2 protein-coding genes are annotated in these 1,311 nt (G+C 56.0%); both read right to left on the reverse strand.

Going from position 1 to position 1,311, the window contains the following annotated elements; genetic code table 11:
* Window positions 1–130: 130 nt before the first annotated feature.
* Entirely contained in the window at window positions 131–514 is a 384-nt protein-coding gene (locus RMSM_RS27710) for a hypothetical protein (RefSeq protein ID WP_008704900.1), read from the reverse strand.
* A 141-nt stretch (window positions 515–655) separates the two neighbouring features.
* Window positions 656–988, reverse strand: coding sequence for a hypothetical protein (locus tag RMSM_RS27715; protein WP_008704902.1), 333 nt, complete (start codon window positions 986–988; stop codon window positions 656–658).
* Window positions 989–1,311: the final 323 nt, after the last annotated feature.

Below are 1,311 nucleotides of genomic sequence, written 5' to 3' on the forward strand. Positions count from 1 at the left end.
CCGCCCCAAACGAAGCGGTAGAGTTTGAATCACGAGAAATTGTACCAATGCCAGCGCCCGTTGCCAAACAAGCGAAGGTGTGCCGTAGGCCTAGCGTAAAAACCATGTTAGGCGACCGGCAACATCGACGTTAGTGGAAACCGACGACGAACTTGAACGGCCAAAACGGTGGCAAAGGTTCGGACTGCCGACCAAGCCATACGTCAAAGTAGGTGTAACCAAATTCGTGTGCGTCCGCATCCGCGACGAAGTTGTAACGTAGTGATACGGATGCGCCATCATCGTGGGGCGATTCAGGAACCTCAACGCTGTCCAGTTCAAAGGTGCCCGCGTGCTTCATGAAGTCTCGCAGCAGTTTGAGGCATTGCGCGTCGAGATCATTCAGCACGGATGCGACATCGAGAAGGGCGGCATAGCGAGAGTCGTCTCCGCGTGCAACGAATTCGATGTCGTTGTGCGTAAATCGCCAGAAACCGGGTTTCGTCTTCAGGTCATCTGGCTCGAACGCTGGCATACGGTAGGTCGCCTAACGGAAGGTTTTTACGACACCGCCGTAAACGAAGCGAGCGATGCCTGAACTGCGATAGATTCTACCAGCAGAGGGCGGCTTGAACAAACGACAGCGGTGTGCCGAAGGCCTAGCGTAAAAACCATGTTAGGCGACCGTCCGCGCAACGAGCATTCCGGACGGCGCAACCAACGCGTCAACCAATGGCCCACCGTTGAGGCACACGCAGAACGGTTCGTCAATCGAGTCCGGGCGGACAGTGTCGTAGAACGGCATCCCGCACCACTCTTGCGTAAAGTCTTCGGTAAACCGGCCAATCGTCGTCGGGATTGGATCGCCGCCGATCACGGGAACCAGCACGGTGTCGGCCAGCGAAAGCGCACCGGATACGACGTTGCCAAAGAATCGAATCTCGGTGTTGGCGAAATTGTCGTGCGCCATCCGCATCACGCGTTCGTATTGAAAAACGGTCTCAACCACGGATGACTAGGTCGCCTAACGGAAGGTTTTTACGACACCGCCATTGCGATGCCACGCAAGTTTGAGCTACGGAAGATTCTACCACCGGAGGGACGTTTGAACAAACGACAGCGGTGTGCCGAAGGCCTAGCGTAAAAACCATGTTGTCGGGCACGGCGAGTCAAGGGTCGAGCGGGACACCAAGAGCGAGTGAGATCGACCGCCACTCTTTGAGTGTAAACGCCAAAGCGTCGTCATCCGTCGCATCGGGATTGTCGTACTTGAATCGTGAGAACAGCCCAGACGCAGCTTTGTGCCGCGAAAGAGTGTCGTCGCGAAGTTTG

The organism is Rhodopirellula maiorica SM1 (assembly GCF_000346295.1).
Classification (GTDB): domain Bacteria; phylum Planctomycetota; class Planctomycetia; order Pirellulales; family Pirellulaceae; genus Novipirellula; species Novipirellula maiorica.